This window comes from Amycolatopsis coloradensis, assembly GCF_001953865.1.
Lineage (GTDB): Bacteria > Actinomycetota > Actinomycetes > Mycobacteriales > Pseudonocardiaceae > Amycolatopsis > Amycolatopsis coloradensis.
In genome coordinates, this window is sequence record NZ_MQUQ01000003.1 from 13,839 (window position 1) to 31,936 (window position 18,098).

Annotated in this window: 22 protein-coding genes; 1 reads left to right on the forward strand and 21 read right to left on the reverse strand. The window is 70.5% G+C overall.

Annotated features, from left to right (window positions below):
* Positions 1-496: 496 nt before the first annotated feature.
* The 19 genes from BS329_RS03610 to BS329_RS03695 all read right to left on the reverse strand — a co-directional run bounded on the left by BS329_RS03610 (position 497) and on the right by BS329_RS03695 (position 16,090).
* On the reverse strand, positions 497-1,744 hold the full coding sequence (locus BS329_RS03610) for a DNA/RNA helicase domain-containing protein (RefSeq protein WP_076155675.1): 1,248 nt from the start codon (positions 1,742-1,744) through the stop codon (positions 497-499).
* 378 nt (positions 1,745-2,122) lie between these two features.
* Positions 2,123-2,452 (reverse strand): hypothetical protein, encoded by a 330-nt coding sequence (locus BS329_RS03615; protein WP_076155677.1) that lies wholly within the window; start codon positions 2,450-2,452, stop codon positions 2,123-2,125.
* A complete protein-coding gene (locus tag BS329_RS03620) occupies positions 2,449-2,796 on the reverse strand; it encodes a hypothetical protein (protein ID WP_076155678.1) in 348 nt (115 codons plus the stop codon). Before BS329_RS03620 ends, BS329_RS03615 begins: the two co-directional genes overlap by 4 nt.
* A 38-nt stretch (positions 2,797-2,834) precedes the next feature.
* On the reverse strand, positions 2,835-3,641 hold the full coding sequence (locus BS329_RS03625) for a hypothetical protein (RefSeq protein WP_076155680.1): 807 nt from the start codon (positions 3,639-3,641) through the stop codon (positions 2,835-2,837).
* Positions 3,638-4,120, reverse strand: a complete 483-nt coding sequence (locus BS329_RS03630) for a hypothetical protein (protein ID WP_076155681.1) — start codon at positions 4,118-4,120, stop codon at positions 3,638-3,640. The genes BS329_RS03625 and BS329_RS03630 overlap by 4 nt, the downstream gene beginning before the upstream one ends.
* A 13-nt stretch (positions 4,121-4,133) precedes the next feature.
* Positions 4,134-4,352, reverse strand: coding sequence for a hypothetical protein (locus BS329_RS03635; RefSeq protein ID WP_143252829.1), 219 nt, complete (start codon positions 4,350-4,352; stop codon positions 4,134-4,136).
* Positions 4,353-4,426: 74 nt separating this feature from the next.
* A complete protein-coding gene (locus BS329_RS03640; RefSeq protein ID WP_076155684.1) occupies positions 4,427-4,870 on the reverse strand; it encodes a hypothetical protein in 444 nt (147 codons plus the stop codon).
* Complete coding sequence (locus BS329_RS03645; protein ID WP_076155686.1) at positions 4,870-5,823, reverse strand: hypothetical protein; 954 nt, start codon at positions 5,821-5,823, stop codon at positions 4,870-4,872. The genes BS329_RS03640 and BS329_RS03645 overlap by 1 nt, the downstream gene beginning before the upstream one ends.
* The gene (locus BS329_RS03650) at positions 5,820-6,467 is read right to left on the reverse strand and encodes a hypothetical protein (RefSeq protein ID WP_076155687.1); all 648 of its coding nucleotides are present in this window, start codon (positions 6,465-6,467) and stop codon (positions 5,820-5,822) included. Before BS329_RS03650 ends, BS329_RS03645 begins: the two co-directional genes overlap by 4 nt.
* Positions 6,464-7,015, reverse strand: a complete 552-nt coding sequence (locus BS329_RS03655) for a hypothetical protein (RefSeq protein WP_076155689.1) — start codon at positions 7,013-7,015, stop codon at positions 6,464-6,466. Before BS329_RS03655 ends, BS329_RS03650 begins: the two co-directional genes overlap by 4 nt.
* Positions 7,015-7,269, reverse strand: coding sequence for a hypothetical protein (locus tag BS329_RS03660; RefSeq protein ID WP_076155691.1), 255 nt, complete (start codon positions 7,267-7,269; stop codon positions 7,015-7,017). Before BS329_RS03660 ends, BS329_RS03655 begins: the two co-directional genes overlap by 1 nt.
* Before the next feature lie 88 nt (positions 7,270-7,357).
* The gene (locus BS329_RS03665) at positions 7,358-9,109 is read right to left on the reverse strand and encodes a hypothetical protein (protein ID WP_076155692.1); all 1,752 of its coding nucleotides are present in this window, start codon (positions 9,107-9,109) and stop codon (positions 7,358-7,360) included.
* Between the two features lie 52 nt (positions 9,110-9,161).
* The gene (locus BS329_RS03670; RefSeq protein WP_076155694.1) at positions 9,162-10,361 is read right to left on the reverse strand and encodes an AAA family ATPase; all 1,200 of its coding nucleotides are present in this window, start codon (positions 10,359-10,361) and stop codon (positions 9,162-9,164) included.
* 76 nt (positions 10,362-10,437) lie between these two features.
* On the reverse strand, positions 10,438-10,761 hold the full coding sequence (locus tag BS329_RS03675; protein WP_076155696.1) for a hypothetical protein: 324 nt from the start codon (positions 10,759-10,761) through the stop codon (positions 10,438-10,440).
* A gap of 46 nt (positions 10,762-10,807) precedes the next feature.
* Entirely contained in the window at positions 10,808-11,104 is a 297-nt protein-coding gene (locus BS329_RS03680; RefSeq protein ID WP_076155697.1) for a hypothetical protein, read from the reverse strand.
* 38 nt (positions 11,105-11,142) lie between these two features.
* Complete coding sequence (locus tag BS329_RS43770) at positions 11,143-11,307, reverse strand: hypothetical protein (RefSeq protein ID WP_167479984.1); 165 nt, start codon at positions 11,305-11,307, stop codon at positions 11,143-11,145.
* 927 nt (positions 11,308-12,234) lie between these two features.
* A complete protein-coding gene (locus BS329_RS03685; RefSeq protein WP_076155699.1) occupies positions 12,235-15,180 on the reverse strand; it encodes an AfsR/SARP family transcriptional regulator in 2,946 nt (981 codons plus the stop codon).
* On the reverse strand, positions 15,180-15,605 hold the full coding sequence (locus BS329_RS03690) for a hypothetical protein (RefSeq protein WP_076155701.1): 426 nt from the start codon (positions 15,603-15,605) through the stop codon (positions 15,180-15,182). Before BS329_RS03690 ends, BS329_RS03685 begins: the two co-directional genes overlap by 1 nt.
* 38 nt (positions 15,606-15,643) lie before the next feature.
* Entirely contained in the window at positions 15,644-16,090 is a 447-nt protein-coding gene (locus BS329_RS03695) for a pilus assembly protein TadG-related protein (RefSeq protein WP_084749355.1), read from the reverse strand.
* A 33-nt stretch (positions 16,091-16,123) separates the two neighbouring features.
* On the opposite strand from BS329_RS03695, the gene BS329_RS03700 reads away from it, so the two are divergent.
* Complete coding sequence (locus tag BS329_RS03700) at positions 16,124-16,651, forward strand: FtsH/Yme1/Tma family ATP-dependent metallopeptidase (RefSeq protein ID WP_076155704.1); 528 nt, start codon at positions 16,124-16,126, stop codon at positions 16,649-16,651.
* 8 nt (positions 16,652-16,659) lie between these two features.
* Here the strand turns inward: BS329_RS03700 and BS329_RS03705 are convergent, their stop codons facing one another.
* Together BS329_RS03705 and BS329_RS03710 are read right to left on the reverse strand one after the other, a co-directional pair.
* Complete coding sequence (locus BS329_RS03705) at positions 16,660-17,061, reverse strand: TadE/TadG family type IV pilus assembly protein (protein WP_244197014.1); 402 nt, start codon at positions 17,059-17,061, stop codon at positions 16,660-16,662.
* A 62-nt stretch (positions 17,062-17,123) separates the two neighbouring features.
* A complete protein-coding gene (locus BS329_RS03710) occupies positions 17,124-18,074 on the reverse strand; it encodes a hypothetical protein (protein WP_076155707.1) in 951 nt (316 codons plus the stop codon).
* Positions 18,075-18,098: the final 24 nt, after the last annotated feature.

An 18,098-nucleotide genomic window follows, 5' to 3' on the forward strand; every position in this document is an offset into this window, starting at 1 on the left:
ACGGGGTCGCCTGCGGTCACCGACGCCACTAGCACCGCCCGACCGGACAAGGACCGACTGCCCAAGGGCGGACTGCNNGCGCGCAAGACATGCGAGGCACCGAAAAGGTTCGCCATCAACCCAGATAAGACCGACATCCCGAACACAGTCAAAGACGCCATCGAGCCCGCGCTGAAACCCTGACGCCTGCCACCTGATCCGCGCGCGGGGCCGTCACCCCTCCCCTGGGGTAACCGGTCCCGCGCGTGGATCCTTCATACCTTCCGGGGCGCGGGGGTCGCCCCCGGTAGCCGCTGTGGACCGTCGGTAACTCCGGTTGAGCGGGGGATGCCAGCGATGACCTCCGCCGCGCCATCCGGCACGGTGGTGGCACCTATGCCCGCCGCCGTAGGCCGCATCGTGCCCGCCTCGGGGCGGGAAGGCGTTTGGCCCATTCCTTGCCTCACAACAGTGATGGGCCGTGTTCCATGGACCGGTAACTGGCGGGGCCTGTCGGCTACGCGTCGATGACGGCGTGCAGCAGGGCGCGGGTTTCTGTGTCGGTGGAGTAGAGGACGGTGCCTGCCCTGGCCCGGGTGAGCAGCACGCGGTAGGTGCGGCGCACCCACAGGTCGACGTCGGCCGCTGCCGCGCCGTCGAGGGCGTCGTCGTGGGTGGCGGCGGGATCGGTGACCCATCGGTCGTCTCGCCAGCGCAGGTCGGGCCCGAGGATGACGCCGCCGTAGTCGTACTCGAATCCTTGCGCGCTGTAGACGCTGCCGATCTGGCCGGCGCCCGCGGGGTCGATCGCCCACAACGGCGAGGGCGGCTGCCCGTTGACCGTGCGCTTGCCCTTCACACTCCACGGGCGGCGCCAGTCGCCGATCACGATGTCGCCGACCAGCGGATTTCCTGGTCTCGCCTCGCTCCACGGCCAGCACAACCCGGCCGTGATCCGGGCGCTCGCGCCGAGGTCGGTCTTCGCGCGCAGCAGCTGCTCCAGCTCGCCTGAGCTGTCGGCCACTCGCAGCTCGAACCGCGGCGCGGGTTCTTCGCCTGGGTTCCATGAGGTCGGCAGGCAGGGTGCGTCGTCGAGGCCGAGAAGCCGACGGACCCAGCTGTCGTAGCGGACGCTGCGGTGGCGGTGCTGGCTCGTCAGCTCGGTGGCGTGCACAGTGGCGCCGCCGGCCTGGGCGGCGGACGCGAGGTAGTCGCGGGTGCCGAGCTGGCCGGGGCGGATCGCCTGGTCCTCATCGAGGAGGAACACCACGACGCGGGCGGCCTCGAGCAACTGTGCGGCCTGCGTCCGGTCGCTGCGGCGTGAGGCGGGCGTGTAGCGGGTGTTCGAGGTGGTCCGGAGCTGGTGCGCGTCGTCGCACACCAGCAGATCCAGGCTGTCCGGTTCGGCGGCGGTGCCGAAGTATTGGAACAGCTTCTGGGTGACGCGGGAGCCGTATCCGGCGGTCTTGCGCAGCGCCGTGGTGAACGACTGCGAGCCGGTGGCGTGCCGGGCCCGGTAGCCGGCGCGCACAGCCTCGCCGAGCAGAGTCAACGCGAGGGCGCTCTTGCCCGTGCCCGCGGCGCCGGCCACCACCACCACCACCGCCCTCACCCCGTCCTCGCCGGCGAGGCACCGCCGCACGTGGTCGAGGACGGTTCGCTGATCGTCGGACAGGGCGAAGGCGTCGGCGTGGGTGAGCGAGCGGGCCGCGAGGTCGAACAGGGTGGGCGCCGCGGAGCGTGAGGGGGATCCGGCGGTCGGCATGACGAGTAGGTCCTCCTCGTTGCGGCGTTAAACGTGTGCCAGGGTCTCAGGACTCCGCCAGGCCTGTGTGGAGGTGTCCCTCGGGCGAGCGGCGCCGGGACGGAAGCACGATGCCGCGACGCATCCCAGGACACGCTGTGGTGATCAAGATTGCAGCCGAAGGAGGCGACCTCCCAGTCCCGCGGGCCAGTGGCGCTCGTCGTTGGTGGCGTCCCGCTCGGTGGCTGGAAACCGATCACGCCGGGTTCCTCAATCAGGTCGGGTGGCGCGGCCGGGTGCACGTCAACCCTCGGATTTCTCGAGACCGTCGATGCCCGCAGGCGAGCCCAGGCTGCTGGTGAAGTGTGGTCATCGCGGCTCTCCTTCGACAGTCGTGTCCTAGTCGGTCGAAGTCCGGTGGCCGGGGCGGATCCAGCGGTGCGCGACCGGATCCCAGGTGGCGGTCGACATCAGGCGATTAAGGTCGGGGAGACCGTCCCCGTAGGTCCAGCCGTACTCGAAGCACTCGGCCGCGCCAGGCCATCGCCCAGACCAGGTGTCTTTCGCGCACAGGCACGTTTCGTCGTGGCCTGTGCGCTGCAGCCCGGTGGCCAGGCAGCGAGCCACGGGACACCACTTGCGGTGGACGCGGCCGATCTTGGCGTGGCAGCGGGGACAGGACGGTTCCAGCGGTGGCATATCTGACCCGATGGCGGGCGGTGTGGTCATGCCGACCTCCCGGCAGGATTGTGCTGGTTTTTGAGGTACTCGTTCCAGGGCCGGGTCTCGGCACTGATGTAGGTGTCGTGCAGGGGCACGTCAGGGTTTGCGCGCAGTTGGCGGTGGGCGAGGACCAGTCCGGCTCCGGCGGTGATGGCCTCGGCGAGGCGCAGGTGCATGCGCGCCCAGTCGAGGCAGCGCCGGTATTCATCTTGGTCGTGCGCGCGGCTGCTGAGCGTTGGGTAGATCTCGCGGGCGTGGGCGAAGAGGGCCTCGGCGGCGGCGCAGTGCTCGGCGGCGCTACGCGGCTCTGTCGCGGTGCACGGGTCGGCAGGTGCGGTGTTCGATGACATTGGCGTCTTCTCCTTCGGGGTGGCTGGAACGTGGGGGGTCAGAACGCGGCGACTACCGCGCGGGTGCGCGGATCCGCAAGCATCGGGTGCGTGGTGTGGCGGCCGTCGTCGGCGATGAGCACGCGTACACCGAAGCGGGGCGGCCCGCCGAGGGGATCGGTCCATCCGTAGAGGGCGGGCAGCGTCGATAAGGCGTGCGCGGTGGCGTCGGCGGCGGGATCGCTGTCGCGGTAGCCGGAGATCTCGATTTCCAGCTCCACCGCCGTCTCGTCGGTGGTGACGGCGTAGCGCAAGTGCGGTGGCAGCTGTGCCCGGAGCTCGGTGAGGGCGCTGGGTGCACCGGGTACAGGTGGCCCGGTGAGGTCTGTCAGGATCCGCAGCCCGAGCTGGGGCAGGTCGTGGAGGCAGGTGTCGCCCAGCAGCGGGCCGTAGCGGCGGGTGGTGGTGTCGGCGGCGTCGATCCCGGTGTATCCGCAGCTGTCGCGCATAGGCGGGAACACCAACGGTGTCTCATCCGGTCCGGGCGGGATGTACTCGTCGGCGCGCAGCGACCACCGGTCACCCCGTCTCGCGGTCCACACCGCGCCGGTGTCGAACGCGTGGACATAGTCGGTGCCGTGGCTGGTGGGCCAAGGCCACGCATGGTTGCCGAGGGTCACCTCGCCGGCCTCGTGGATCTCGGCGGTGCGCAGGAAAAGAGCGACGAGGGTGATGAACCCGCCCGCGGACCGGGCGCGCGTGATCTCGTGGAGCCAGCGGCCGTCCCAGCTGGCCAGACGGACCGAGCCGAGCCAGTCGGCGTCCGCGCCGCGCCCGAGGTAGAAGTCGTGCGTCGTGCTGCTCATCGGGTGTCACCGCCGATGATGGGCATCTCGGCGGGTTTCTTCCGCATCAGCGGCAGCGGCACCGACGGCGGCGCGGCCGGATCACGCAGCCACGCGTACAGGTCCGGCGGGCCGAGCGGGTCGTCCCCGCCTTCGGGAAACCAGGGGTCGTGCGGGTCGATGCGGTGCCAGCGGACACCACCGCCCACCGTGACGAACACTGCCTCGTCGAAGGTGATGATCCAGGTGCTGTTGTGGCTGGAGTACCACGGCCACGGCCAGCCGAGCCCGCGCCGGTACGCGTGACCGAGCCGTTCGTCCTCCCAGATATCGAAGGTGTCGGCCAGCGCCGCGCGGAACGTCGCCTCGTCGGTCGCGGTCACCGCCAGCCGCAAAGGTGGGACTGCGAGGAAGTTCTCGGGATAGCACTCCCCGTGCAGGGAGCCGATCCACTCGGCGGCCTCGCCGCGTCCGAGGTAGAAGTCGGTGGTGCTCGACATCGCCAGGTCCTCCTTAACGTGACGGCGCAGTGCGGTTCCGGCTCACTGGCACCGGGACGCAGGCGTACGGATCGGGCGGCGGGTACGGAGGCTCCTCGTCGTGGTGCCGGGCGTCCCGGTCACGGGCGGCGGCGCGGTCCAGGACATAGGCGAGCACGACCACCGGGGTCCACGGTCCCGGCAGGACCACGGCCAACACTGTCCACAAGAGACGGTTCTTCCTGTCTTGCATCAGTTCTCCTCGCATTCGTTAGTTGGCGCGGGAAATGGAGGCTTTCTGTCACGGGCAGGCACTCAGGACAGCTGTCAGCGCGGCCGTGGACGGAAGGTCGGGAGCCGAAGCGTGGGCGGCGCGCCCGGGTCGCACAGCCATCTAGCGAAGTCCTGCGGGCCGCACCGCAACGGCGGGCGCGGATCGTCGGGATCCAGGCGGTGCCAGCGGTAACCGCCGCCCGCCGTCATGTGCGCGGCACCGTCGTAGTGGGTGATGATCCAGTCGTTGCGGTGGCTGGTATCCCAGTCCCAGGGCCACCCGTTGCGGGGCTCGTGTGCCGCGCCGAGTCCCTTGACGGCCCACATCAGCAGCAGGTCTCGCACCGCCGTCCGGTAGGCAGTGGGCTGTCTCGCGGTCAGCACGGCTCGGCCGTGGGGGTCTTTGAGGAGGTTGTCGGGGTGGCAGGCGAACTGCAGGGAACCGAGCCACGTCGCCGATGGTCCGGTGCCGAGGTAGAAGTCGGTGCGCGTGACCATCACGATGCCCTCTCCCTGGTCGCGGTTGGCTTCGTGAACTGTCCGGTCTGGCGCGGGCATGCCGACGTGTGGCCGACGCCGTACCTCGATTCGGGTGGGCAGGCAACGAGGTGGCCATCGGTCCGCGCACCGAGGACACGGCCGAGGGACACCAGATCGATGACGTCCGCCAGTGGCACCTCGCGACCGCAGTCCGGGCACGGCCCCAGGACACGCAGGGCGTCCCCTCTGCCACTGAATGAGGTGAATCGATAGTCGGTGCCGTCGTCGGTGATGGTCACGCGAAACCAGCGCCACCCACCGTGTATCCGGTCGGGATCGTCGGTGACCGTCACCGCCGATTGCACGACCCCGAACGTCTCGGCCACGTCGCGGACCAGCTCGCGCCGACAGGTATCGCGCTCGAAGTCATGAGGGCGGAGATCGAATTCGGGATCCTGGCGGCGGGCCCGGTCGACCGCGTCGCACGCGCGTCCCGCGAGAGTGCTGGCCCCGCCCGCCCTGGCAGCGGACGGCACGCGGCCGAGGGTGATGTTCTGCCAGTCGTTCTCGGCGTCGTCGATGCTGGGGCGGCCCTCGGGAAGGTACAGGACCCGGCCGCCGTCGAAGGTGTACGAGCTGCCAACAAGTAGGTCCGAACGCCACCACTTATCCAGCGTTCCGAGTTCGTCGTCGCAGCCGGATACCGCCAGTCCGAATCCACTCAGCGTCCACGCCTCGGCCAGGTTGTCCAGCGCGATCAGGAAATCGGGCTCGGTGGTAGCGGTCAGGAACTCGCGTCCGACGGGAAGTGCCGCGACGGTCGCGGGGTCGGCCACCCTGTCCGGCCACGCGGATCCGAGATAGCCGCACAACACGGCTTCCGGGCCCGTACCGATGAAGACCTCGGCCCGGGAAGAGTCGTAGAAATCGCCGGGGCGCAAACGTGAGACGACAGTGGTCATCGAGGTCATTTCGTCTCCTGGGTTTCCGTTGGCGTGGACAGTGCGGTGGTGGCGTCATCGGCACGGAGTGCCTGTGCGAGCGCGGGAATGCGGGCGAGCGCGTCGTCGACCGGCATGGTCAAACTGATGCTCATGCGGTCATCGCCCCTGTAATAGACGGCGACGGACCCGCACGCCAGTAAGAACTGGCCTTCCAGTTGCGCAGTGATCCGGTCGCGGGCCTCGCGTGCCCGCTCACGGGCTTTGTCTCGTTCACGCCGGGTGGCGCGGGCGTGGTCGATCCACTGGCGGAAAGCCGGGAGAAGCCTTTGCTGGATGCGGGTCGCGACCTCGGTGGCAGGGGTGCCGACGGTGAACGTGGCGGTGGGATACTCGTCATCGTTCCGCCACGTGAAGGCTTCCCGAAGGTCTGCCGGAACAGGCCCGGGTACGAGTGTGTAGCGCCACGACCCCGGCTCCTGCACCGCGAGGAAGCCGAGATGGATACCGGTGGCCAAGCACAGGATGTCGGCGACTTCGTCGAAGTCACGGCCGCGCCCGACCGTCCAGTGCCCCGGTAGCGCGGTCGCGACCTCGATCGCGGCGAGAGCTACCCGATCTTTCTTGAAGACGCGTGCCGGTTCGTCGATCGGCGAGGTCGTAGCCGTGGTCATGACTGAGATTCCTTTTCGTTGTCCCGTGCGGTGTGTGGCGCGGTGGCGGCGTAGAGGCAGTGGGTGCGGTGGGCGGGGTCGCCGTGGAATTCGATGGTTGCGGTGTCGAAGAAGTGGTGCTCGGGCTCGGGGTCGAGGTGCGCGCCGAGGCTGGCGAGGCCGGCGACTCGCGTGACCGGGACCCGCGGTGCCTCGCAGGCTAGGCACGGGCCGAGTAACAGCCAGGTCCACATGACGAATCCGGTCACGTCGGGAATGAAGTACCAGGGGCGGCCGTCGCTGGTGACCTCGATGAGGTCACCGGGGCTGGTACTGGCTGCGATGCCGTAGCGGCGGTCGGGGTCGTCCCGCACGATCACGGACTCGACACTGACGTCGAGCGCGACCGCGAGATGGGTAGTGGTGATCGCGCGGCGATTCCACGAGGACGGGATGGTGTCGCGGTGGGCGAAGGCGCGCGGGTCGATGGCGCGCTGACGGCGGGCGACGGTGATCGCGCGTTCTGCCAGCGAAGCGGATGTGTCGTCGTGTGTTTCGTTGGTGGCCATTACGACCACCTCAACGCGTCGGCGGCGGGCGCGGGCACATACCCGACCTGTTCGCCCGCACCGAGCCACACCACGGGCTGGTCGCTATTGGCGGGACTATCGCCGTCGGCATTGCCCGGGGTGCACGCAACCCGCGCGAGAAGGTTCTCCAGGGGATAGTCGGGTTGTGTCGCGAGCCGTACCGGGGCGGCGGGGTCGTATCGGTCGAGGGCGGCGATCAGCTCGCCCACGGTGGCGATGGTGGTGTCGGCCATCGGTAAGTCATCTCCAAGTCTCGGTGTGGGCCCGGGCGGGGCGGAGGTGAGGGGGAGGGTGTCCGCCCCGCCCGGGGTCTGGGGGTGGTTAGCGTGTGGCGCGTAGCGCGGCGGTGGCGGCTTGTCCGATGGCGCGGGCGGTGGCGGTGGGGTCGGTGAGGGTGTGATTCGTGACGCCGTCCATCGGCCGAAGCCACGGGCTACCGCCGGGAAGCAGCCACAGGACCGCGCATCCGGTGGCGCGTAAGCGATCGAGGAGCCGCTGGCCCGGTTCGCGGGTCTCGTCTTCGAAGTCACCGTCGGAGATGACCACCAGGAGCCGGGCGGCGTTCGGATGGGAGAGGTCGAGGGCGCCGTCGAGGGCTTCGATGGCGTCGTCGATGACGTGTCCGGCGTAGCCTGTGCCGAATTCGGTGGTCCGGGCGGGGGTGGCTCCGGGGTGTGTGATCGGGGTGACCAGGCCCGAGCCGAAGGTCACTGTGGCGGTGGTGGCGGGCACGTCGGTGTGGTGTGCGGCGTGGGCGAGAATCCACGCGGCCGAGGCGACGGGTGCCGTGTACTCCTTCATGGAATCGGTGACGTCGCAGGCGATGCCGAGCCGTAGTGGTGGCGCGGGCACGGTTTTGCGGGTGGTGCGGGTGAATGGTTCGGCGGTGGGGATGGCGCCCGCCGCGCGTTGTGCGGCGGCGGTCATGGCGCCGCGCACCCGTAGCCGCCCTGGTGGGATGGCCGAGGTGGTCGTGGTGGTGGTGCGGTCGCGGACTCCGGCGGTGGTCAGCGTGCGGGCCAGGTGCCGCGCGGCGGCACGTTCGGCCGTGGTGGGCAAGCGGGTGCCCGTGATGTGGGTGGCGTACGGGCTGGTCCCGGTCCCGAAGGTCTTGTTCGCCATGCTGACGGCCCTGGCTCGGGCGGCGTCCTCGGCGGCACGTGCCTCCATGGCTTCGGTGACGGGGTCGGTCGGCGCGGGGTCGTCGGCGGCCGCGTGGGTGATGGCGGCGGCGGTGGCGGTGATCGCTTGCGCCAACGGTGACGGCGTCCCGTTGCCGGGCTGGGCGCCCGGATCGGCGGCACCGTGATCGGGCGGCGGCTGGTCGGGGTCGTCGCCGAGGACCTCACACCAGCGGCGCCCGAGTTCGATCATGGCGGCGGCGGCGTCATCGGCGACCCGGTGCGCCGCACGCCAGATGGCGCGCAGTTCGGCGAGAGTGTCGTCGCTGAGGATGCCGCGCACGACGCGCTCGACCCGGGCGACTTCGCGATGGTTGAGCACGCCGCCGTCCACGCGTGCCAGCAAGAGCGCAGCGGTCTGCGCGGCGTCCTGTTTCGTCATGGTCGGCGCGGCGGCGGGGTCGTTGGCGCGGGTGTCGGCGAGGATGAGATGGGTGGCACTGCCGCGCAGCCAGTACCGGTCCTGCGGGCGGCGGCGTAGCTGTGCCGCTTCGATGCGGGACTCTTCCAGCAGGGTCGCGGCGGCCGCCGCTCCCGGTGGCGCGCCCGGGGGTTCACGCCATACCGAGTGTTGCGCGTGGGCGCATTCGTGGGTGAGCAGACCCCATGCGGTGCGGTAGCGCTTGCGGTCCCCGACCCGGTGCGGTTCGACGGTGGCGGGGTCGACCCCGCTGGGGAGGTGGATTCCGTCGACTTCGATGGCGGCGAGGTCGGGGAAGAAACACGCGGGGGCGTCGTGGCCCGCCCCGGGGGCGACGGTGACCACGAGGTCGTCTCGGTCGGCGATGGCGGGGACCTCGTCACCGAACCGGGCCGACAGGGTCAGCCATCCCGGTTTGGCAGGGAACACGGCGGTCGGTGTGGCGGCGGGTGCGGCGATGTGCGTGGTCATCGTGTGTCCTTTCCGGACGGTCACGGGCGGCGGTAACCGGTGGGGCCGGGGGTTAGAACTGTTCGCCGACGGCGAGCGGTGTGACGTGGGCGCCGAAGATGTTGCGGACCACGTCGGCGACGATGTCCTGGTCTTCTTCCGGTGCGGCGGCGATCAGGTTTCCGGCGGCGGTGATGGTGTCCAGCGCGGCGGCGGTGTCTTTGAACGCCAGGAGTTCGCGCATCTGGGGCGCCCACCCGATCTCGCCCTTCGTCTGCCGTGCGGCGAGGTTTTTCGCTACTCGTACCGCTTTCGGGTCGACCCCGATCCGGGCGGCGAGGTCATAGTCGGTGGTCACTTGGATCTTGACCCGGAACCGGGACGCCAACGCGGGGCTGAGAACCGCGCCGTGTACCCCGGGGTTGTGCCCGCCCACGACGTAGAAGCCCGGTGCGGCGTCGACACGTTCCCAGTTGTTGGTCTTGATGGTGATGTGCCCGCGCCCGTCCATGACGGGGTACACCACGGCGAGCACGGGCGCGGGAATCAGGGTGAAGTCGTCGATGAAGAACGCGCGCCCCTCACGCATCGCGGTCACCAGTGGCCCGTGCGCGAATTCGTAGGTTCCGCCCGGGGTGGGTACATACCCGCCCACGATGTCGTCCACCGTGGTGTCACTGTCGCCTGGAAGGGTCACCGCATCGCCGAACGCGGCTTCGACCAGCGACGTCTTGCCCGTTCCCGGGGGCCCGTACAGCAGCGAGGGAATCTGGTTCTGCCGCAACCGCCGCAACACCGTCACGTCCGAACTTCCCGCCAGTTTGCGCGGGTGGTACATCTGACCGCCCGGGCGTCGAACCGGTGCGGTCACCAGTGCGGGCGCGGTCGGTTTTTTCGGTCCGGGGGCGCGTTTCGGTGTGACGGGCGCGGGCGGTGTGGCGGCGGTTGCTGTGGCGGGTTCGGTGGTGCGCGTGCCGATCACGGCGGCAGCGGCGGCGGTGGGAGTGCTGGCGTTCGCACGGTAGGCCCGGGACGGTTGCCCCATGTAGGCGGCTTCCCCCCTTGCTACAAGGGTTTTTAAAGCGTTGAGCACGGCGCCGGATGATCGGTTCAGGAGGCGGGCGGCGGCGCCCGCCGTCAGTCCGGCGTTGCGGGGTTGCTGGGTGAGCAGTTCGGCCACCATGCGGCGGAGTTCGCCGCCGCGCAACCGGTTGGCCGCGCCCGGGGCGGCGGGCGCGGTGCCCGTGGCCGGAGTCGTGGCGTTCGTGGTCATCGTGCTGGTTTCCCTTCACAGCAATGGGTTTCGGCGGTTGTGTGCGGCGGGGACCGGGGGCGAGTAGGGCGAGCTTTTACGCGCGGCGCAATGTGGTGGTGAGCGCGAGCACGGCGTGCCCTTCGCTGGGGGCGGGGTATTCGGCGCCGTCGGCGGTCACCACCCGCCATTCCGATTGCCACACGATGTCGGCGGGAAAGTAGCTACCGACGAAACGCCCGTCGGGCCCGGTTACCGTGCCGTACAACAGTTGTTGGCGGTCGGCGGGGTCGATCACCACACCCGTGACGGTGCACTCGTTTTCGGTATTGGTGCGGGTCACCACTTCGGGTTGCACGTCGCGGCCCATGGTCGGGTCGACCACGTACACCACGCGTTCCGGCGCGTCGTCGTGGTTCATGGTGTTGCCCCTTTCGTTGCGGTGTCGCGGTTTCGCGGTCGGGTGATCAGTGGGCGCGGCGGGGAAGTCGGCCGACGACGGCGACGGTGTGGGTGGTGTCGTCGTAGGTCGCGGCGTCGATCACGTGCCCGCATCCGTCGCACTTGTACAAGGGTTCGACCCACCGTTTGGGGGCGTGGGCGGTGTCGTCGCCGTTCCTGTCGATCATGCAGAAACCGCTACTGTGCGGCGTGTTCCCGCATACACACACCCAGCGTTCGCAGTCGTGGGCGGTGATCGTGGCGACGGTGGCGGCCCGCATGGTCGGCACTTCCGGGTGCGGCGTGGCGGCGTTGTGGTTCATGTGTTCGGCCCCCTTTCGCGGTGGCACGATGGGCGGGGTCAGTGGGTGGCGGCGAATTCGGCTTCCGCCGCTTCGGCGTCCCGGGTGTGGGATTCGGCGGCCGCTTCGGCGGTGTCGTGGTCGGGGTAGGTGTTGCACCAACCGCAATAGCAATGCGCGGCCGTGGTGCCGTCCGGGTTGTCGGTGGTATCGGCGTAGCACATAGCAATCCCCAATCACGTGTTTTCCGGTTTCCGCTTTCCGGGGAACCATTCGCGCCCGGTGCGGTGATTTGTTGCGATTTCCGGTTTCCCGGTGACGCAACAAACGTAACTCGACCCCGGGGCGCCGCGCAATAGTTTTCCGGGTTAATTTCGGGGAATTTCGTCTATCTTTTCGCGTGAATGAGCACGCTTTTACGGAAATGTTTGCGCAGGTCAGGATGGTTCGGTTCGCTTGAGCAGGGGACAGCCGACCACAGGTGAAACCGCGGATAATTGCAGCCTCTTTCAATAAAAAAAGAGAACGAAGGAACAGGAGGAGGCGAGTAGGGCACGGGGGTGAGTACTGGTGTGAAACGATGACGGAGCCGCGTGACATCGCCGCCGGGCCTGATGTGTTCACCTGCTTGGTGTCAAGCGAGTCTGGGATACCGGTGGATCCCCCTGGAGGGGGTATGACCTGCGAGAACGACTGACACGGGGGGATCCGCCTTAGGCGGATACCGGAGAACGAGGCTGATGGGCCGGGTCGGCGGCCCCACGGGTGGCAGTCACGCTCCGGGGCGACGAACGCTGCTGCGGTGGCACCACGCGATCGCGACGGCGGAGGCGGCTCGGCGTTCGGCGCGCTATCCGCGCGCGGGGCGCTCCGATGGCATCGGAATGTCTTGTCGGCGCGCGAACGTCGCCGCCGACTCTCGACGAGAAGGGATGCCAGCGTTTTCAGGGAATGCGTTTGTGCGCCCACAGAGTTCTTTTTCTTCGCCTTCGACGGTTGTGTTGCCACAGTCGACGCTAGCATCGGCACGGGCGTAACCAAGGCGGGAAATCGAGGTATTTCGCTGTTCCGCGCAAATACCTTTACCGCCCGGTAGTCGCACCTCGGTTCCCGCTGTGGCGAGGTGTGTTCGAGAATCGGCGGCGTGTCATTCATGGTGCCGTGGATGGGGAGAGATTCTCGACCGGTATCCCGGTGGAGCGGGCACGCAACCGTTCGGCGAGGTCGACAGTGCCCGCGGTGGGCGTGGTGTCGATTTCGGCGAGGCGGGTCCGCAGGAGGTGAAGGGTGCGGGAGATGGCGTCGTGCAGGCCGAGCGTGTGCTGCAGGCGCATGATGTCGCGGTACAGCAACTCGTTGTGCGGATCGAACGCCCGCGCGGTTTCCAGCAGATCCAAGGTGTAGTCGGGGTCGGTCCCTACCCGGACGCGGGCGAGCGCGGCCACGGCGTCGAGCGCGTCGCGCCGCGTCGCCTCCCGGGCGGCGGCGAGCCAGCCGGCATCCAGGCCCTCGGCCAGGTCACCGCCGTAGTGCGCCACGATCGCCTCGTAGGCGTCGACGCGCCGCTCGTCGGTGACGGCCGCACGGCGGCGGGTCACCGCCTCGGCAAAGGACCAGAAGTCCACCTCCACCACAGCCCAGTCGAGCCGGTACCGGCCATGGTCGGCCACAACCAGCTCGCCGACAGTGCCGCTGGTCGCGCTACCGAGAGCGCGGCGGATTCGGGACAGGATCGTGCGCAGCACGCTGGCGGGATTGTGGGGCGGTTCGTTCGGCCACAGGGCGTCGACGATCAGGTCCCGCGACACTCCGCCGGGATGCACCGCGAGGAAGACCAGCAGTTCGAGCGGGCGGCTGCTCAGCTCGCCCGTCAGGTCGCGCGGCTCCACCGCGGCCTGGCCGGAGTCGAGTCGCCAGTGCAGTGCCGGGGCACCGAAGACCGTCAGCGCCAGCGGCGCGGGTGGCCTCGGATCCGTGCCAGCCTCGTGCGGGCGGGGTTCCTCGCCGGGGTAGCTGGCCGGGGATGGTTCCGGCGCGGGTGGTCCCGCGGTGATCTCCAGTCGTCGCGGGTCGCCTACGGCGTTCCGCGGCGGGCCCGGGGAAGTCGTGTCCGGCGGTGTCGCTGCCTGCCGGGGCTCGAGGACGTCGCGGGACGGGTCGGCGTCGGTGATGCCGCTGCCGGTGCTGTCGTGGGGCGCGGCGGTGCGGAGGAAGGCCAGGAGGTCGCGGGTCGCGGGCTCGGGCAGGGTGAAGGCACGGGTCCCGCGCAGGGGTTCACCGAGGCCGGGATCGGTCGCGGAGATGATCCCGCCGCCGGTGACGTAGGCGGTCACCCCGGCGCGCCATTGGCCCAGCAGCAGCGCGGTGAGCCCGTGCTGGCCGTGGTTGTCGAGCACGTGCTGCAGCCTCGCCTGCTGACTGGGGTTACCGGGTGGGGAGGCGATCAGGACGGCGGGCCGCGGCGGTGCGGGGGCGTCGAGGGCGGCCAGGGCGGTGTCCAGGTCGGCCACCACGGTGATCGACGTCGGCAGGTCGGTGGTCGCTGTCGGCACGCCGAGCAGGCGGGCCACATCGGCGCTGGGCACGTAGCCCCTGAGCGTGGGCGCGTTCTCGGACGCGGTGGCCAGGAGCGTGAGCAGCAGGGCGCGGGCCGCGGCGTAGCCGCCCGGCCCGACCAGACCGAGACCGTGAACCCGGGCCAGGTCGAGAGCGACCTGGGTCCCCTCGCCTGCGGTGGCGACGTCGCCACCGGCGGGAGACGACGTGGTGTCGAGGGCGATGTCGACCACGGATGGCAGCGTCGCCGGTCCGGCGACGCTGCCGGCGGGTGTGGCGGCGCCGATCACACGGCGGACACGAGGTACGAACACCGTCGGCCGGGCCTCGTTGCCCGTCCCTTTCGGTGCGGTGCCCGAGCGCGGTACCGGGTCTTCGCCGCCGGGTTCACGGTGCTCGCGCGTGGCCGGGTCGCCGGTCGCGATATCGGTCTCAGCGTCCAGTTCGAGGTCCTCGTCGTGGTGCTGGGCGCGCAGATGCGCCAGGCGCAGCTGGTACACGACCGGGGCGACGGGCGGGTCGTCGTCACGTCGGCCGCTGCCCGGCCGGTACCGCGCGTGGCGCCGCCGTCGCGTGAGCACGAGCAGGGCACTGACCGCGGCGGCCAGGCCCAGGCTGACGAACACCTCACCACTCCCCCAGCTCGCCGCGCCACCGACGGGCCTGTCTACCTCCGGGTCGGCGGCAGGTGTGGCACTGGGCGTCGCGGCCGGGGCAAGCTCGGAGGGAGCTGGCGTGACCGTGCTCGGCGTCGGGGGCGCTGATTCGGGGGCGGGCGTAGAAGGCGTGGATTCCGGCGGAGGCGGCGCAGGCGGGGCGGGCGTCGGGCTGGTGGTGGGGAGGTGGAGAGTGTCGCCGGGGTGGATCTGGTTCGGGTTGGTCAGCGTCCGGCCGCTGGGCTGGGCGCTGCCGTGGTTGAGGGCCCAGATTTCCGGCCAGCGAGCGCCCTCGCCCAGGCAGCGTTGGGCGATTCTCCACAGCGAGTCGTGCACCCCGTTCTCCGGCGGGCGGACCCGCTCGGTCCCGGGCTCGGCCGGCAGCCGGGGTTGTTCCTGGGCGACCGGTGCCGTGGACGCGGGAGCGGTGACGGCCACCTGGGCATGGCCGGCGCGGTGGGCGGCGTCGGCGGTGGTGAGGGGTGCGGCGGTGGCGGTGCGGCCCAGCATGGCCACGAGCAGGGAGCCGACGAGCACAGCCGCGACGCGCCGTACCGGGCCTGTCTGCTGTTGCAGGTCCGGTAGTCGCGCTCCGCGGGCGACGTCGGCCGCGCACGCGGCGAGGTCGAGGACGAACACCAGCCACAGCAGCCAGGCCAGGCAGGCGAGGGTGTTGAGCAGGAACCGTGCGGACATGGGGGTCATCAGCTGCGAGCCGATCTCGTCCAGGCCCGGCAGGTGATCCGGCAGCGGCCAGCCCACGCCGTGGATCAGCGCCCACGGCAGCCCGGCCACCAGCGCTGTCAGCACGACGGCGGCGAACAGCCCACGCATCACCCGGCCCAGCAGCCGCGCGGTGCGCGGGAGCGGCGCACGGGAGGGCATCAGCTGTTCGCCACGGTCAGGGCTACCCCGCCGTTGATGCCAGCGGCCGGTGCGGGCGCGGTGGGCCGGGTGGCGCGCGGTGCGGTGGCCTCAGGGGTGTCCTTGCCGGAGGTGCCGTTGTTCTTCGCGGTGCTGGGGCGTTGACGTTTGCCGCCGCGGGCGGCCTTGGTCATCTGGTCGCGCCAGCGGGTGAGGTCGCCGGCGGGGACGTCGGTGACTACGGCGAGCTCGGGCACATCGATGACGTCGCCGGCCGCGGTGAGGACCTCGCCGAGCTCGCGTTCGAGGTCGGCGAGCTGTCCGGCCAGTTCGGTGTGCCGGCGGGCCAGCTCCCCGACGGTGGCCGCCGCTCGCTGGCGACGGGCGCTGCGCGCGGAGTCGGTTTCCTCTATGCGGCGGGCGATCTCGTCGTCCGTGGTGACCATCCCGGTGTTCTCCCTTCCCGAAGTGGTGCAGCGGGTGGTCAGGGCTCGATGCCGGTGACCCCGCGCTGCGGATGTGCTGCGCCCCGTCCGTGGGTGTGGATGTCGTCGATCCCGGCCAGCGACAACAGCTGGGTCCGGTAGACGGCGGTGACCTCGACGGTCACCGTGTCCCTGGCCACCACGACGGTGCCGGTCGCGCCGACGCTGGCCAGGTATCGCTGCGCAAGGTCACGCGCTCGCGCCGGATCGACGCGAACGGTGCCGTTGGCGCGATACGCGGCGAGGTCGAGCGCCTGGGCGCCGGCACGGGCGGCGGACTCGGCCTGCCCGCCGGCGCGGACCTTGCTCGCCAAGGCGAGGCCGCCGTCGAGGCTCAGCCCGGTCAGAGCGAGCAGCCCGATCAGGAGAGCGAGCACGAACGCGGTTACCCGGCCCTCCTCCACCCGCCACCACAACCGCAGTCGGTACCCGGGGATGCCTGGCACGCGGGTGCGCTGCGGGCCAGAGGGGTGACCAGAATGAGCGATGTGACCGCGCTCGCGGAATCGCCCGAGATGACCGAGGACCGCGTGACCGCATGGCACGAGGCCGGGCACGCGATCGTCTACCTGCAAGGCCGATCGCTGCGCTACGTCACGCTCCGGCCCCGCGCGGCCGGGCGCGCTGGCTTCACCGCGGTCCGGCCCCGCTGTGTCGACCTGGGAACGCAAGCGGTTGTCGCGCACGCCGGGCCGCTCGCCCAGGCTCGCCATGTCCTCGAGGCGACCAGCGCTGCCGAACGCCTCCACGAGGGCGTGACCGCCGAGGACGTCCGTCTCGGCGCCTACCTGCACAGCGGGCACGACGACCTCGCCCTGATCGCCCACACCCGCCAGGCCTACGGATTCTCCGGCCGGCAGCCCGAGCCGCGGGCCGAGGTCGCGCAGGACCTCGTCGACCGGCACTGGACGGACATCTGCCGTATCGCGACGAGATTGCTCAAGCACCGGACGCTGACCGACGCCCAGCTCCGCGTCTGCGTTCCCGCCATTCCGCTTGCGAGCTGACAACGCCATCAGGCACCACCCCGCCGGGGCTGGGACCGGTAGGTGTCGACGACTTCACTGGCGGACGAGACCAAGGTCTTCCCGCTGGGAACACCGAGCAGGACGGCTTGTCCGAAGTCCACGGTGCAGTGCACGTGCACGGTCACCGCACCGGCGGGAGCCAATGTGCCGGACAGCGTGGTGGTCACCTCGCGGCACACCACACCCGCCTGGGCCAGCGCGGCGCCGGCGGTGTCGCGGGCGGCGGCGGTGGCGGCCGTGGTGGTGCGGTGCAGGGTGGCGGCGCGGGCGGCCTGGTGGGCGGCGTCGTCGAGCCGCAGCCGCGCAGCAACGCCGCGGTGCACCACCACAGCGGTGAGAACCAACACCATCACCAGGACCGGTGTCAGCAGGACAGCTTCGGCGGTCACCGAGCCGCGCTCGGCACACCACCAGGCCCGTGCCCCTGCGACCTGTCGGTTTCCTCGCCGCGTCACGACTGCCCCTCCCCTGCCGGACCGCCGGCACCGGGCGAACTGGTCGTCGCACGGTGAGGTGGCAGAAGCGTGAGCCGGGGCCACTCCACAGGTGGACGCTCCCAGGGGAATTCCCCGGCCTGGGCGAGGTCACGGGCGGCGGTGACGTGAGCGAACACGTTCTGCGGCAACGCTTCCGCGGCGCCGGCCAGGCGGCTCAGCTCGTCGCGGCCGGGCAGCGCGGTCAGGGCACGATCGGTGCGGTGAGTCAGGTCGGTGCGCCGCAGTTTCGCTTCCCACGCGCGGGTCAGCACCAGGCAGCCGCGCAGATGACGGGCGACCTCGTCCAGGTCGTGGTCGATTGTGCAGACCGCTTGACGTGCCGCGGCCACCAGGTCCTCGCCGGCGTCGGGATCAGTGGCGAGTTCCTCGGCCAGGGCTCGCGCGTCGCGGCTACGGTCCAGACAGCACAAGGTCTCCCACACCACCCGGTGCGCCTCACCGGGCAGTGCGGGGTCGAGCCAGGCTCGGGCCGAGGTGCGGTGCAGCTCGTCGACGCCGGCCAGCAACTCCCGCACCAGCCTCGCGGTATCGGGCCCGAGGTCGGTAAATTCCCGGCTGCGCCAACCCTCGCCGCGGCGCAACCGGGTACGGGGAGTGTCAACGTGCAGCCCTCGCTCTTCGCGGGCCGCGCAGGCGGCGCGCCATCCGGCGAGCACGACGATCAGGACCGCGGCGGTGAAAATGAACTTTCCGGCGAATCCGTTTCCCGCCACCAGCGCGAATCCCACGGCAGTCGCCCCGGCCAGACCTTTCAGGACAGTGCCCGATCGCGCTGCGGCGAGGACCTGTCGGCGCCGCCAGTGGCGCGGGGTGAGGGCGGGATGGAGCAGCACGGTGTCCGGCCCGTCCGGGAACACGCCATCGAGCACCGGCGACACCATGCCTGCATGAATGGGGTTGCCCATCAGGGGACTCCTGTCGTTCTCGCA